This window comes from Streptomyces sp. NPDC053474 (genome assembly GCF_044544845.1).
Classification (GTDB): Bacteria; Actinomycetota; Actinomycetes; order Streptomycetales; family Streptomycetaceae; genus Streptomyces.
Window position 1 is genome coordinate 130,686 of the sequence record NZ_JBITXV010000003.1, and the last position, 14,383, is coordinate 145,068.

At 72.6% G+C, this 14,383-nt stretch carries 10 protein-coding genes; 5 read left to right on the plus strand and 5 right to left on the minus strand.

What is annotated here, in order from left to right; translation table 11 throughout:
- Positions 1-150 precede the first annotated feature (150 nt).
- From ACIG3E_RS07430 to ACIG3E_RS07450, 5 genes are all read left to right on the plus strand, one after another.
- Complete coding sequence (locus ACIG3E_RS07430) at positions 151-1,779, plus strand: ABC transporter substrate-binding protein (RefSeq protein ID WP_399612444.1); 1,629 nt, start codon at positions 151-153, stop codon at positions 1,777-1,779.
- A gap of 106 nt (positions 1,780-1,885) precedes the next feature.
- Complete coding sequence (locus ACIG3E_RS07435; protein WP_399612447.1) at positions 1,886-2,845, plus strand: ABC transporter permease; 960 nt, start codon at positions 1,886-1,888, stop codon at positions 2,843-2,845.
- Positions 2,845-4,908 (plus strand): dipeptide/oligopeptide/nickel ABC transporter permease/ATP-binding protein, encoded by a 2,064-nt coding sequence (locus ACIG3E_RS07440; protein ID WP_399612450.1) that lies wholly within the window; start codon positions 2,845-2,847, stop codon positions 4,906-4,908. Before ACIG3E_RS07435 ends, ACIG3E_RS07440 begins: the two co-directional genes overlap by 1 nt.
- Positions 4,895-5,968 carry an oligopeptide/dipeptide ABC transporter ATP-binding protein gene (locus ACIG3E_RS07445; RefSeq protein WP_399612452.1) on the plus strand — a complete coding sequence of 358 codons (1,074 nt, stop codon included), beginning with the start codon at positions 4,895-4,897 and terminating at the stop codon, positions 5,966-5,968. The genes ACIG3E_RS07440 and ACIG3E_RS07445 overlap by 14 nt, the downstream gene beginning before the upstream one ends.
- Entirely contained in the window at positions 5,965-6,888 is a 924-nt protein-coding gene (locus ACIG3E_RS07450; RefSeq protein ID WP_399612454.1) for a dihydrodipicolinate synthase family protein, read from the plus strand. The genes ACIG3E_RS07445 and ACIG3E_RS07450 overlap by 4 nt, the downstream gene beginning before the upstream one ends.
- Before the next feature lie 18 nt (positions 6,889-6,906).
- Here ACIG3E_RS07450 and ACIG3E_RS07455 read toward each other — a convergent pair whose 3' ends face one another.
- From ACIG3E_RS07455 to leuA, 5 genes are all read right to left on the minus strand, one after another.
- Positions 6,907-7,581: a response regulator gene (locus tag ACIG3E_RS07455; RefSeq protein ID WP_399613490.1), complete on the minus strand. Its 675-nt coding sequence runs from the start codon at positions 7,579-7,581 to the stop codon at positions 6,907-6,909.
- Positions 7,578-8,831, minus strand: a complete 1,254-nt coding sequence (locus tag ACIG3E_RS07460) for a sensor histidine kinase (RefSeq protein WP_399612457.1) — start codon at positions 8,829-8,831, stop codon at positions 7,578-7,580. The genes ACIG3E_RS07455 and ACIG3E_RS07460 overlap by 4 nt, the downstream gene beginning before the upstream one ends.
- A gap of 122 nt (positions 8,832-8,953) precedes the next feature.
- Entirely contained in the window at positions 8,954-11,050 is a 2,097-nt protein-coding gene (locus tag ACIG3E_RS07465) for an MMPL family transporter (protein WP_399612460.1), read from the minus strand.
- A 173-nt stretch (positions 11,051-11,223) separates the two neighbouring features.
- A complete protein-coding gene (locus tag ACIG3E_RS07470; protein WP_399613492.1) occupies positions 11,224-11,883 on the minus strand; it encodes a TerB family tellurite resistance protein in 660 nt (219 codons plus the stop codon).
- Between the two features lie 305 nt (positions 11,884-12,188).
- Complete coding sequence (gene leuA / locus ACIG3E_RS07475) at positions 12,189-13,910, minus strand: 2-isopropylmalate synthase (protein ID WP_399612462.1); 1,722 nt, start codon at positions 13,908-13,910, stop codon at positions 12,189-12,191.
- Positions 13,911-14,383 lie beyond the last annotated feature (473 nt).

Consider the following 14,383-nt stretch of genomic DNA (forward strand, 5'->3'; position numbering starts at 1 on the left):
ACGTAGGACGTCGGACCTTTGAGCCGCAGCGTACTCCCGCGGGGCCCGCCCGGGCCCGCGTCCGCACCGCGCATCTCCCCACCGTCCCCCCACCCGATCCGCACCGGTACGTGGGGAGCACCCTCTCCCCACTCCTTCAGGGAGGCACTCGTGAGCGACCCCATCCCCGTGACACGTGACGGCGACGGACCCGGTCGGCGGTCCTTCCTGCGGTACACCGGCGCCCTGGGCGCGGCCGCGGGCCTCAGCGGCTCCCTCGTGGCCTGCGGCGGGCCCGAGTCCACCAACGACACCGGGGGCGGCGGGGGCGGGACCCTCACCGCCGTCATCGGCTACGGCAACGACGGCAGTTGGGACCCCACCCAGACGGCGTCCGCGTTCGCCATGGCGGGCAACGAACACATCTACGAAGCGCTGCTCGGCACCGACCCGATCAGCCGCGAGCCGTACCCGCAGCTCGCCACCGCGGTGCCGAGCGACCTGAAGGCCACGACCTGGAAGTTCGAGCTGCGGGCCGGGGCCACGTGGCACGACGGGAAGCCGGTCACCGCCGACGACGTGGTGTTCGTCTTCGACCGCATCCTGGACCCCGGCACCCAGACCCTGGCCAAGGGCTTCTTCGCGGGCTGGCTCAAGGAGGTCCGCAAGGTCGACGCGCGCAACGTCGAGCTCGTCCTCAAGTTCCCCTTCCCCGACGGCGCGGCGCGGCTCACCCTCGCCAAGATCATGCCGAAGCACGTGTACTCCGCGCCGGGCGCCTGGGACGACGCCACCAAGGGCAAGGCGATCGGCTCGGGCCCGTACCGGCAGGCCTCGCACCACCCGAAGTCCAACACGACCTTCGAGGCGTACGACGACTACAACGGGCCCCGCAAGGCCGCCTTCAAGAAGATGAACTGGCTGACGATCGTGGAGGCCGCCCCGCGCGTCGCCAAGATCTCCGGCGGCAGCGCGGACGCGCAGCTCGCCGACAACATCCCGTACGCCAACATCGAGCAGCTCAAGAGCGGCGGCATGACCGTCGAGGGCGGCGCCGGGATGAACAACCTCTTCCTGATGTTCAACACCGCCCACAAGCCCTTCGACGACGTGCGGGTGCGCCAGGCCCTGCACTACGCCATCGACCGCGCGAAGATGATCGACGTCGCCCTGAAGGGCCACGGCAAGGCCGCCACGTCGTTCCTGAACGAGGGCAACCCCAGCTACCGCCCGGCCAAGACCGTCTACGGCCACGACCCCAAGAAGGCCAGGGCCCTGCTGAAGGAGGCCGGGGTCTCGGGCCTGCGGATCAACCTGATGGCCGTCAACGTCAGCTGGATCAGCGACTGCCTGCCCACCATCAAGGCCTCCTGGGACGCCATCGGCGTCAAGACCACGCTGGACCCGCAGGAGACCACGGCCGTCTTCACCAAGCTGGACCAGAAGAAGGACTTCCAGGTCGTCGCGGCCGCCTCGAACCCCAACCAGTTCGGCATCGAGGCCGACCTGATCATGCACTACAACTACGGCCCCGAGAACATCTGGATGGGCTACGCCCGCTGGGCGGACAACGCCCGCGCCAAGGAGCTGTTCCGGCTCATGGACAAGGCGACCCGCGAGCCCGACGCCACCCGCAAGAAGGCGATGGTCCAGGACTACATCGACCTCGTGGCCGAGGAGGCCGTGCTCTACCCCGTCGTCCACAACGAGCTGATGACGGCGTGGAACGCCAAGCGGCTCAGCGGCATAAGGCCGCAGCCCTACCCCGGCGTCAACCTCCTCCAGGCCCGGTGGGTCTGACGGGCGCGCCCCGCGCGGCTGCCCGAGGAAGACCCGAGGAAGACCCGAGGAAGACCTGAGGAAGACCTGAGGAGCCGCACCCCTCCGGAATGAGGAGCCGTACCACGTGACCGCGATCCTGCGCATCCTGCTCCGCCGCCTCGCCCTGCTCGTCCCACTGCTGCTCGGCATCGTCCTGTTCGTCTTCCTCGTCATGCGCTTCTCGGACGTCGACCCGGCCTCCGCGTTCTTCCAGGGCGCCAACCCGACCCCCGAGCAACTGCACCGGTTCCGCGAGGAGAACGGCCTGCTCGACCCGCTGCCCGTGCGCTACGCCGACTTCGTCGGCGACCTGCTCCACGGCGACATGGGCATCAGCGTCCTGACCCGCTCCGCGGTCGTCGACCAGGTCACCACGGCGCTGCCCCTGACGATGCAGCTCACCTTCCTCGGGCTCGGCATCGCCGTCGTCGTCTCGCTGCTGCTCGGCGTGACCGCCGCGATCTACCGCGACCGGCTGCCCGACCAGATCGTCCGCGTCGTCTCCCTGACCGGCGTCGCCGCGCCCGGCTTCTGGCTGGCCCTGCTCATGATCCAGTACCTGGCCGTGGACCTGGGCTGGTTCCCGACCGGCGGCTACATCAACCCCAACGACTCCGTCACCGGCTGGCTCAAGACGATGACGCTGCCCGCGCTCGCCCTGTCCCTGCCGGTGGCCGCGCAGATGACCCGCATCATCCGCACCGCCGTCGTCGAAGAGCTCGACAAGGACTACGTCCGCACCGCCGTGGGCAGCGGCCTGCCACCCGTCGTGGTCGTGGGCCGCAACGTCCTGCGCAACGCCCTCATCAACCCGCTCACCGTGCTCGGCCTGCGCGTCGGCTATCTGCTCGGCGGCGCCGTCGTCATCGAGACGATCTTCTCCCTGCCCGGCATGGGCAAGCTGATGATCGACGCGGTGAAGAACGGCGACCCCGCCGTCGTACAGGGCGTCGTCATCACCACCGCCGTCGGCTTCGTCGTGGTGAACCTCGTCATCGACATCCTCTACCTCCTGGTCAACCCGCGCCTGAGGGGAACCTCCTGATGCCGTTCGCCTCGCGCAAGGCGCTGACCGACAAGCTCGCCCGGCCCGGGCTGCGCCTGCGGTCGCTGCGCAAGCTGCCCGTCCTGTCGCGGATCGCGGTCGGCGTGCTCGCCGTCGTCGTCCTCGTCGCCCTGTTCGCGCCGCTGCTCGCCCCGCACGACCCACTCGACCAGCAGTCCCTGGTGGACGGCACCGGGCACCCCTCCGCCGACCACTGGATGGGCCAGGACAGCCTCGGCCGCGACATCCTCAGCCGACTGATGTACGGCGCCCGCTGGTCGCTCGCCATCGGGCTCGGCGCGACCCTGCTCGCCCTCACCGTCGGCGCGGTCGTCGGCGCGGTCGCCGCGACCTCGCGCAAGGCCGTGGACGAGACGCTCATGCGGGTCCTCGACATCGTCATGGCGTTCCCCGGCATCGCGCTCGCCGCCGTCCTCGTCGCCGTGTTCGGCGGCGGCATCACCGTCCTCATCTGCGCGATCGCGTTCCTGTTCACCCCGCCCATCGCCCGTGTCGTACGCGCCAACGTCCTGGACCAGTACGGCGAGGACTACGTCACCGCCGAGCGCGTCATCGGCGCCCGCACCCCGCACATCCTCATCAAGCACGTCGCCATCAACTGCGCCGCGCCCGTCCTCGTCTTCTGCACCGTGCAGGTCGCCGAGGCCATCGTCTTCGAGGCCTCGCTGTCCTTCATCGGCGCGGGCGTCCGGCCCCCCGACCCGTCCTGGGGCAGCGTCATCGCCGACGGCAAGAACATGGTGCTCATCGGCGGCTGGTGGGCGACCGTGTTCCCCGGCCTCCTGATGCTCCTGACCGTCCTTTCCCTGAACGTCCTGTCCGAAGGCGTGTCCGACGCCTGGGCCGCTCCCTCGGGCCGCGAGGTCGACCCGGCCGACGCCAAGGACAAGGTCGAGGCGCCCGAGCCCGGCAGCGGCGAGGTCCTCGAACTGCCGGGCCTCGCCGACGCCGCCGCCCGCCTGCGCGCCCGCGCCCGGCCGCTGCCCGAGGGCGCGCCCGTCCTGGACGTACGGGACCTGGCCATCGGCTTCGACGCCCGGCACGGCGGCGTCGACATCGTCGACGGCATCAGCTTCCAGGTGCGGCCCGGCGAAGTCCTCGGCCTGGTCGGCGAGTCCGGCTGCGGCAAGTCCCTCACCGCCCTGACCGTCATGGGGCTCCAGCCCAAGGGCGCCCGCGTCCGCGGCCACGTCGCCTTCGCCGGGCAGGAGCTGATCGGCCTGCCCATGCGGGCCAGGCGCCGACTGCTCGGCCACGACATGGCGATGATCTACCAGGACGCCCTGTCCTCCCTGAACCCGGCGATGACCGTGCGCGCCCAGCTCAAACAGGTCGTCCGGCGCGGCGGCCACCGCAGCCCCGCCGAGCTGCTCGCCCTCGTGGGCCTCGACCCGGACCGCACCCTGCGCAGCTATCCGCACGAGCTGTCCGGCGGCCAGCGCCAGCGCGTGCTCATCGCGATGGCCCTGTCCCGCGACCCGAAGCTGATCGTCGCGGACGAGCCCACCACCGCCCTGGACGTCACCGTGCAGGCACAGGTCATCCAGCTGCTCCTACGGCTCCGTGCCGAGCTGGGCTTCGCGCTGATCCTGGTCTCCCACGACCTGGCCCTCGTCGCGGACGTCACCGACCGCGTCGCGGTGATGTACGGCGGCCAGATCGTCGAGACCGGGGTCACCGCCGAGCTCGTGGAGTACCCCACCCACCACTACACGCGCGGCCTGCTCGGCTCCGTCCTCTCCCTGGAGTCCGCCGCCCAGCGCCTCACCCAGATCAAGGGCGTCGTGCCCTCGCCCGCCGACTTCCCCGCCGGGTGCCGCTTCGCCGACCGCTGCCCACTCGCGAGCGAGCTGTGCCGCACGACGACGCCGGAACTCCTGGGCGACCCCGAACACAGAACGGCCTGCCACCACCCGGCCCTGGCCCCCCACGAGCCCGCGGCACGGGAGCGCCCCGAAGGGGCGCGGGGAACTGCGCGACCAGCCACAAACGACCCGCAGCCGCCGGAATCACGGGAAGGAATCGCCCATGACGCCCGCTGAAGAGCTCATCGCGCTCCGGGACGCGCACGTCGTGCACAGGGCCCGCACCGGCGGCGTCTTCTCCCGAGACAAGGTGTACGCACTCACCGGCGCCAACCTGACCATCGCCCCCGGCGAAACCGTCGGCGTCGTAGGCGAGTCCGGCTGCGGCAAGTCCACCCTGGCCAAGGTCCTCGTGGGCATCCAGCGCCCCACCGCGGGCACGGTCGCGTACCGCGGCCGCGACCTGTGGCGGATGAAGCCCCCGGAGCGGCGCACCACCATCGGCAGCGACACCGCCATGATCTTCCAGGACCCCTCGACCGCCCTGAACCGGCGCCTCCCCGTCCGCCAGATCCTGCGCGACCCGCTCGACGTCCACCGGCGCGGCAGACCGGCCCAACGGGAGGAGCGCGTACGGGAGTTGATGAGCCTCGTCGGCCTGCCCCCGGCGCTCGCGGACGGGCTGCCGGGCCAGCTCTCGGGCGGCCAGCGCCAGCGCGTCGCGATCGCCAGGGCGCTGGCCCTGGAGCCCGAACTCGTCGTGGCCGACGAGCCCACCAGCGCCCTGGACGTCTCCGTCCGCGCCCAGATCCTCAACCTCCTCCTCGACCTGAAGGAACGTCTCGGCCTCGCCCTGGTGTTCGTCTCGCACGACATCCAGACCGTGCGCAGGATGAGCGACCGGGTGATCACCATGTATCTGGGCCGGATCGTCGAGGAGGCGCCCGCCGCCGACATCCTCGACCAGGCCCGGCACCCCTACACCCGCGCCCTGTTCTCCGCCACGCCCGGCCTCCTGGACCCCATCGACCCCATCCCGCTCGTCGGCCCCGTCCCCTCGGCCACCCGGCCGCCCAGCGGGTGCCCCTTCCGGACACGCTGCTGGAAGGCGGACGACGCGTGCGCGGCGGCCATGCCGGACACTACGGAGGAGGGGTCCGCGCACCGCTTCCGGTGCCACCACCCCGTACCGGCGGGCGAGACCACGCGCGACCTCGTCAGCCAGTCGGCACAGGCTTCGCAGCCGGCATCCACCGCGACGGCCGCCGCCACGGCCACGTCCAAGGAGGCTCCATGACCGCACTCCCCACCCTGTTGACCGGTGTCGTCCCGCCCGTCTGCACCCCCCTGACGCCGGACAACGAGGTGGACGTCGCCTCGCTGGAGCGCCTCGTCGACCACCTGGTCGGCGCGGGCGTGGACGCGCTGTTCGTCCTCGGGTCCTCGTCGGAGGCGGCGTACCTGCCGGACGCCCACCGCCGGACCGTCGTGTCCACGGTCGTCCACCACGTCGGCGGCCAGCTGCCCGTCCTCGCCGGGGCCATCGACATGACGACGCTGCGCGTGCTGGACCACGTGCGGGCCGCTGCCGCCGCCGGGGCCGACGGCACCGTCGTGACCGCGCCCTTCTACACCCGCACCCACCCCGCCGAGATCGCCCGCCACTACCGGCTCGTCGCCGAGCGCGGCGGCCTGCCCGTCTTCGCGTACGACCTGCCCGTCTCGGTGCACACCAAGCTCGACGCCGACCTCGTCCTGGAGCTCGCGGCCGAGGGCACCCTGGCCGGGCTCAAGGACTCCAGCGGCGACGACGGCGGCCTGCGCCGCGTGCTCCTCGGGGCGCCCCCGGCCTTCAGCGTCCTCACCGGCTCGGAGCTGACGGTCGACTCGGCCCTCGCGATGGGCGCGCACGGCGTGGTTCCCGGCCTCGGCAACGTCGACCCCGACGGCTACGTCCGCCTCTACCGCGCGGCCCGCGCCGGAGACCTCGACGGCGCCCGCGCCGAGCAGGAACGCCTCTGCGCGCTGTTCCGCATGACCGAGACGGGCTCGCCCGCCCGGATGGGCCGCAGCTCCTCCAGCCTGGGCGCCTTCAAGGCCGCCCTCCACCTGCGCGGCGTCATCGACCACCCCACCACGGCCGTCCCCCAGATCCCCCTCTCCCCGGAGGACGTGGAGCGCGTGGGCAAACACCTGGCGGCGGCGGGGCTGTTGTAGCGGCGGCGGGAGGCGCCCTCACCCGCCCGGCCGGACCAGGCCCGCCTCGTACGCGGTGATGACCAGCTGGGCGCGGTCGCGGACGGTCAGCTTGCCCATGATGCGGCTGACGTGGGTCTTGGCCGTGAGGGGGCTGAGGCCCAGGGCCTCCGCCACCTCCGTGTTGTTCAGGCCGCGGGCGACCAGGGTGAGCACCTGGCGTTCGCGGTCGGAGAGGGCGGCCAGGGAGCGGGGGACGCCGTCCACGGCGCCGGGGGCCTCCGGCTGGCGCAGGACGCGGGCGATGAGGCGGGCCGTCGGGCCGGGGGACAGCAGGGAGTCGCCCGCCGCCACCGTGCGGATCGCGTCCAGGAGCTCCGCCGGTCTGGTGTCCTTGACCAGGAACCCGGACGCCCCGGCCCGCAGCGCCTCGACGACGTGCTCGTCGGTGTCGTACGTGGTGAGCATGAGGACCTTCACCCCGGCGAGGTCCTCGTCGGCGGCGATGAGGCGCGTCGCCTCGATCCCGTCGAGGTCGGGCATGCGCACGTCCATGACGACGAGGTCGGCGCGCCGGGCGCGGGCCAGCTCCACCGCCTCGCGCCCGGTGCCCGCCTGGGCCACCACGTCCATGTCGGGCGCGGACTCCACGAGCATCGCGAACGCGGCCCGCACCAGCGCCTGGTCGTCGGCGAGGAGCACGCGGATCTTCACCACGCCACCTCCCCGGCCCGCGCCGACTCCCGTGCCCCCAGCGGCAGTTCCGCCACCACTTCGAACCCCCGTCCCTCGCGCGGCCCGGCCTGAAGCGTCCCGCCGACGCTGCGGGCCCGCTCCCGCATGCCGATGATGCCGAACCCGGGCGCGGCCCGCGCGGCGGGGGGTGGGGTGGGCCCCGTGCCGTCGTCGGTCACGGACAGCCGCAGGGTCCCCTCGCGCTCCCCTATCGCCACGCGCACCGCGAGGCCGGGCCCGCCGTGCCGCACGGCGTTGGTCAGGGCCTCCTGCACGATGCGGTAGGCCGCGGCCCCGACCACGGGCGGCACCGAGGCCACCTCCGCCATCGCGAGCTCGACCTTCGCCCCGGCCGTGCGGGCCGCCCCCGCGAGGTCGCCGATGCCGTCGATGCCGGGCAGCGGGCCGCGGTACTCGTCGGCCCCCGGCCCCGACTCGGGCCCGGAGCGCAGCACTTCGAGGGTCGCCCGGAGTTCGCCGCGCGCGGCCCGGCAGGTGTCGGCGATGTCGTCGAGGGCACCGGCGATGGCCGCCCGGTCCAGGCGCTCGGGGTCGGCGGAGAGCACGTGCGCGGCCACCGACGTCTGCACGCCGACGAGCGTGATGCTGTGCGCGAGCAGGTCGTGCAGATCGCGGGCGACCCGCAGCCGCTCCTCGGCGACGCGGCGCCGCGCCTCCTCCTCACGGGTGCGCTCGGCCCGCTCGGCGCGCTCGACGACCGAGGCGACGTACTGCCGGTGCACGCGGACGTACGTACCGAAGACCAGCACGGCGACGATCCAGCCGGTGATGCGCACGACCTCCGAGACCGGGTCCCCGCCGACGGCCGAATTGACGACGAGGATGACCGCGATGATGTGCACGCCGGTCAGGAGGGTGCGGCGGGGGCGGCCGGAGACGGCGACGGTGTAGAGGGCGACCATGCCCACGTGGGTCGCGGCGGCGTGGTCGTAGTCGAGGGCGTGGTACGGGCCGACGAAGGCCATGGTGGCCAGGAGCACCGTCATCGGCCTGCGGCGGCGCCAGACGATCGGGACGTGGCCGCACAGCAGGAGGGCCCAGCCGAGCGCGTCCGGCTCCCGGCCGTCCTTGAGCACCACGGCGAGCAGCGCGGCGAAGGCGGCGAGGACCACCGCGAACAGCGCGTCCTCCCGCAGGGCGCGGCGCGAGCCCGGCGCCGCTCCGGAGAACGGCCACCAGGGGCGGGTGGCGGGCGGCGGGTACGGCACGTCGTCGGGTCCCCCTTCCCGCGGACACGGGTCTTGGGTGGCGGTGTCCATGGCGTGGCCCCATCATCCAGGAAGGCGGCGCCCCTCCGGCAGGGAGGGGCGCCGCGGTGTGTGCGTCGGGGTCAGCGGACCGCGGTCAGTTCGGGCTCCTCCCGCTCCGGCGGGGCGGGGGCGGCGGGCCGCCGCGACAGCGGCCCCGGCCACCACACCTTCCGGCCGAGCGCGAGGCTCGCGGACGTCACCAGGTAGGTGCGGACCAGGAAGGTGTCGAGGAGCACGCCGACGGCGATGACGAAGCCCAGCTCGACGAGTTGGACGAGCGGCATGTTGACGAGCACCGCGAACGTCGCGGCGAGCACCAGACCGGCGGAGGCGATCACGCCGCCGGTGGTGCGCAGCGCGGTGAGCGCGGCGGCGCCGGTCTCTGCTCCCGCGAGGCACTCCTCGCGCATGCGGTGCATGAGGAAGATGCCGTAGTCGACGCCGAGGGCGACGAGGAAGACGAAGGAGAGCAGGCCGAGCCCCGGGTCGGTGCCCTCGAAGCCGAAGAGCGGTTCGAAGACGAGGCCCGCGATGCCGAGCGAGGCGCCCCACACCGCGACGACGGCGAGGAGCAGCAGCAGCGGCGCGATCAGGCTGCGCAACAGCGCGACCAGGATGAGGAGCACGGCGGCGAGGACGATCGGCACGACGACCAGGCGGTCGCGGGCGTTGGTGTCCTTCAGGTCGAGCTGTTCGGCGCTCGGCCCGCCGACGTACGCCCCTCGCGGGTCCAGCTCGTCGCGCAGGGCCTCGATGGTGGCGGTCTCGGCGGCCGTCTGCGGCGGGGCCTTGGCGACCACGGACAGCTCGGTCCACTTCTCGGCGGCGCGGCCGCGCGTGACGCTGTCGACCCCGGCCACGGACCGGGCCCGGCCGAGGAGTTCACCGGCCTCGGCGGTCGGCACGATGACGTTGATGGGCTGGGTGCCGCGTTCCGGATAGGCGGCGGCGAGGGTCTCCATGGCGGCGATGGAGTCGGGCTTGCTGGTGAAGGAGTCCTCCTGCTTGAGGTTGCCGGGCAGGTTGAACGCGCCGAGGGCGAGCGCGCCGAGCAGCACGGCCCCCAAGGCGAGGACGACCAGCGGCCTGCGCCCGGCGGAGGAGCCCATGGAGGCGAACAGCGAGCGGCGCTTGCTCGGCTCGCTGCCGAAGGCGGGCACCAGCGGCCAGAACACCCGCCGCCCGAGCACCACGAGCAGCGCGGGCAGCAGCGTCAGCATCGCCACGAGCGCGCACAGCACGCCCACCGCGCCGAGCGGGCCCATGCCCCGGCTGGAGTTGAGGTCGGCGGCGAGCAGGCAGAGCAGGCCGACGGCGACGGTGCCGGAGGAGGCGAGCACGGCGGGGCCGCAGCCGCGCAGGGCGGTGACCATGGCGTCGTACGGCCGCTCGACGCGGCGCAGCTCCTCGCGGTAGCGGGAGACGATGAGCAGGGCGTAGTCGGTGCCCGCGCCGAAGACGAGGATCGTCATGATGCCGGAGCTCTGGCCGCTGACGCTGGTGCCGAAGGCCTGGTTGAGGCCGTAGGCGACGCCCATGGAGAGGACGTTGGCGACGCCCGCGACGACGAGCGGCACGAGCCACAGGAACGGGCTGCGGTAGATGAGGACGAGCAGGACCGCGACCACGGCGACGGTCGTGTAGAGCAGCGGCCCGTCGAGCGACTGGTAGACCTCGCTGGCGTCGGTGGCGAGCGCGCCGGGCCCGCCGACGTCGACGCTCAGGCCGCCGCCGCCCTTGACGACGTCCCGTACGTCGTTGACGAAGGCGTCCCGCTTCTCTTCGTCCGTGCCGGGCGCGGTGCTCGCGACCGGGTACATCAGGGTCGTCCCGTCCTTCGACGCCACCCCCGTGGGCGTCGCGACGAGGTCGAGCTCCCGGTCGACCTCCTTGACCTGGCGGTCCGCGAGCGTGCGGTCGGCGGGCTCCAGGCCGCCGTCGCGGTGGTAGACGAGCACCAGCTCGGTGCTCTCGCCGCCGGGCAGCCGCTCCTGGATCTTGGCGACCTGGGTGGAGTCGGCGCTCGACGGCAGATAGTCCACGGCCCGGTCGTGCTGGACGTCTCCGAGCTTCCCGGCGAACGGCCCCGCGAGCGCCATGACGGCGACCCAGATGCCCAGCAGCACCCAGGGCACCGCACGTGGTCGTCGGCGCTTGGTGGTTGTCGCGGCCCCCATCGGTGGGCCTCCCTCCCGTGACGGTGTCTGACGGCTTCCAGAGTTCCGTCACGGGAGGATCAACGCGTCGGACGCGGGGGCGAGTTGGGCGTTACGCCCACGGGTGGCACGGGGCGGGGACTACTCCCCGGGGAGTATCCGCGGGGAGTACGGGGGTGCGGACCGGGGCGGGTTCAGGACGGGGTGCGCTGGGCGGCCGCCATCAGGCGGGCCACGTCCTCCGTGCCGATGGTGAGCGCGCAGCCCGCCGTGGCGAGCACGTCGCGCTCGGCGGGCGTGTACGGGCCGTCGGCGAGCGCGATGCGGGCGCCCTTGAGCAGCAGGGCCTCGCGGCCCGCGGGGGCCAGGTGCGGGGCGAGGGGGCCGAGCGCCTCGTGGAGCTCGATGGCGAGGCCGGGGGCGCAGTCGGGGGCGCCGGGGCGGCCGGTGTCGGCGGCGAGGGCGTTGACGAGGGCGACGACGCGTTCCTCGGTGCAGTCGTCGAACCCGGCGCCGCGCAGGGTGGCGACGGCCGCGTCGAGCGTGGTGCGGGAGGCCGCGCCGCCGGTGGTGAGCACGGCGATGACGACGGTGTGCACGGCCTCGCGGAGCATGGCGGCGAGCCGGATGGTGGTGGGGTGGTCGAGCGCGTCGAGCCCGAAGTGGTCCTGGCAGGCGGCGCATTCGACGACGGGCCCGGTCCGGCCGCGGGACAGCAGCGGCACGCCGAGCAGGACGAACCTGCGGTGCCCGCTGCGCCGCTGGTAGTTGCGGTCGCCGCCGCAGCCGGGGCAGAAGAACTCGCCGTCGCAGACGGTGGTCCAGGCGGTGCGGGTGCCGATCAGGCGGCGCATCCGGGCCAGGCCCGCGAGGCGGCCGTGGCGTCGGCCGCGGTCCGGCGGGGCGCCCGGGGCGCGGGAGTCGGGGTCGTTCCGGCCGTCTCGTTCCCGGTCTGGCAGCACCACGCACCTCCACGACTCCGCGGCCGCCCTGCCGCGTTGGCGTGATGTTAGCCACATCGATGATGCCGCGTCAGTACCCCGGACGGGAGATGGCCGGTAGCAGGCCCGTGACCAGGCGCCCCGCGTGCGGTGGCCCCGCCCGCCGAAGGGGCGGACGGGGCCACGAAAGCACCGGTCGAACTGGGGGTCGAACAGCCTCAGCGGGCCGCGCGGTTGACGGCCGAGACGACCGCCTTCAGCGAGGCGCGTGTCGTATTCGCGTCGATGCCCACGCCCCACAGGACCTTGTCACCGACGACGCACTCGATGTACGACGCCGCCTGCGCGGAGGCCTCGGCGCTCATCGTGTGCTCCTGGTAGTCCAGCAGCCGGGCGTCGATGCCGATGGACTGCAGGGCCGCGAAGAACGCGGAGATCGGGCCGTTGCCGGTGCCGGTGAGGACCGTGGAGTCGCCGTCCACGATCGCCCCGACGGTCAGGGTGTCGGCGCCGTCCTCGCCCATGGTGGTCTGGCTGGCGCGCAGCTGGATGCGGCCCCAGGGGTTCTCCGCGTTGGGCAGGTACTCGTCCTGGAAGACGCTCCAGATGGCGTCGGGCGAGACCTCGCCGCCCTCGGCGTCGGTCTTCGCCTGGATGATCTTCGAGAACTCGATCTGCATCCGGCGCGGCAGGTCCAGCTTGTGGTCGTTCTTCAGGACGTAGGCGATGCCGCCCTTGCCGGACTGCGAGTTGACGCGGATCACGGCCTCGTACGAGCGGCCGACGTCCTTGGGGTCGATGGGCAGGTACGGCACGGCCCACTCGATGTCGTCGACCGTCTTGCCCGCGGCGGCCGCGCGGGCCTCCATGGCGTCGAAGCCCTTCTTGATGGCGTCCTGGTGGGAGCCGGAGAAGGCGGTGTAGACGAGGTCGCCCGCGTACGGGTGGCGGGGGTGGACCTCCATCTGCGTGCAGTACTCGTACACCCGGCGGATCTCGTCGATGTTCGAGAAGTCGATCTGCGGGTCGATGCCCTGGCTGAACAGGTTCATGCCCAGGGCGACCAGGTCCACGTTGCCGGTGCGCTCGCCCTGGCCGAACAGGCAGCCCTCGACGCGGTCGCCACCGGCCATCACGGCCAGCTCGGCGGCGGCGATGGCGGTGCCGCGGTCGTTGTGCGGGTGGATGGACAGGCACACGTACTGTCGGCGGGACAGGTTGCGGCTCATCCACTCGAAGCGGTCGGCGTGCGTGGAGGGCGTCGAGCGCTCCACGGTCGCGGGCAGGTTCAGGATGATCTCGCGCTCGGCGTCGGGCTGCCAGACGTCCATGACGCCCTCGCAGACCTCCAGGGCGAAGTCCAGCTCGGTGTCGGTGAAGATCTCCGGGCTGTACTGGTAGCCGAAGACCGTCTCCGGGCCCAGGATCTTCTCCGCGTACTCCATGACCAGGCGCGTGCCGTCGACGGCGATCTGCTTGACCTGGTCGCGCGAGCCGCGGAAGACGACCTCGCGCCACACCGGCGCGGTCGCGTTGTACAGGTGCACCGTGGCGCGCTTGGCGCCCTTCAGGGACTGGACGGTGCGCTCGATCAGCTCCTCGCGGGCCTGCGTGAGCACCGAGATCGTCACGTCGTCGGGGATGGCGTCCTCGTCCTCGACGATCGACCGTACGAACTCGAAGTCGGTCTGCCCGGAGGAGGGGAACCCGATCTCGATCTCCTTGTAGCCCATCTTGACCAGCAGGTCGAACATCGCGCGCTTGCGGGCCGGGGACATCGGGTCGATCAGCGCCTGGTTGCCGTCGCGCAGGTCCGTGGACAGCCACCGGGGCGCCACGGTGATGCGCTGGTCGGGCCAGGTGCGGTCGGGCAGGTCCACCTGCTCGTACTGGCCGTACTTGTGGATCGGCAGGGCGGAGGGACGTTGGAAGTTCGGCATGGTGTGCGGGGCTCCTCGGTGAGTCCTTCTGGACGGCCGACGGTCTTGCGCAGCACCGAACTCCGCGGGGAGGGGGTCGGCCTCGACTACAGGCCCTCGCCGCGGCAGCTAAGAAGAAGCAGCCCGTAACGCATGATGCTCAGCAGCCTAACCGAGCCTCCGCCGATACGGCGTCCCGTATCACTATGCGGGACTTGCGTCGGTGCTCCGCGCCCATTCCAGCCGGTCCGAGGGCTGGGGGCGAGGGGGCAAGGCGTTAAAGGAGGGCGCCGCACAGGGAGGGCGCCCCGAAGGGGCGCGGGGCTGTGCTCATATGCGGCTCCGCCGCGTGGGCGCGACCAGCCACACACGGCCCGCAGAGGAAAGAGCACCACAGCCCCAGCGAAGCCATAGCAGTCCCGGCAGCCGCCCAGGCCCCGTATCCGGGTATTTCACCAATCATGGTGGCAGCTAGTGACAGCGGCATGACCCAG